Origin of the sequence: Streptomyces sp. IBSBF 3136, assembly GCF_036815105.1 — a bacterium.
In the GTDB taxonomy this organism is placed as follows: domain Bacteria; phylum Actinomycetota; class Actinomycetes; order Streptomycetales; family Streptomycetaceae; genus Streptomyces.
In genome coordinates, this window is the sequence record NZ_JAJSZC010000495.1 from 1 (window position 1) to 646 (window position 646).

The following is a 646-nucleotide window of genomic DNA, read 5'->3' on the forward strand; positions in this document are numbered from 1 at the left end:
CCCCCCCCCCCCGCCGCCCCGGCCGCCGGTCCCGGGCCCGGCCCGGGAGGGTTCGGGCCGCTGATGTCCGCTGCCCACGAACCCCCGGCTCCCGGAGCCGAACGGGCACCCCGGCTCACCGACCGGCGTCCGGCGTCGTCCGAGGCTTCCGCCCCCGCCGCACCGGGCGCCGTCCTCGCCCCCGGTCCGGCAGGTTCCGGCGCGCCGGTGTCCGGCGCTCCCGGGGCCACGGATTCCGGTGCCGGGCGGGCACCTCGGTTCACCGACCAGTCCCTCGGGCCGGCCTCGGCTCCGGGTACGGCAGCGTCCGGCGCTGCCGGACCTGCCGCCCCGGGTGCCGGTCGCGCCGCACCGGGCACCGTCCTCGCCCCCGACCCGTCGGCCGCCGGTGTCCAGGGGCCCATGGCTTCCGAGGGCGCGCGGACCTCCTGGTTCACCGAGCGGACCGGCGCCCCCGCTCCCCGGCACGAGCCGCCCGGTGTCTCCGGGGCCACTGCCGCCGGGGCCGATGCCGAGCGCCGCCTCCCGCTGCCCGTCGGGGACGAATCGTCCGCCTCCGGGGGGAAGGCGCGCAAGCGGCGGCGGGGGAGTGCGCGGTTCGCCGGGATGGTGGAGGACGAGGGGGGTGCCGTCGTAGTGCCGCAGG

At 81.0% G+C, this 646-nt stretch carries 1 pseudogene; it reads left to right on the forward strand.

Annotated features, from left to right (window positions below):
• Positions 1-402: 402 nt before the first annotated feature.
• A pseudogene (locus tag V7E45_RS40430) lies at positions 403-646 on the forward strand (hypothetical protein); the annotation flags it as partial.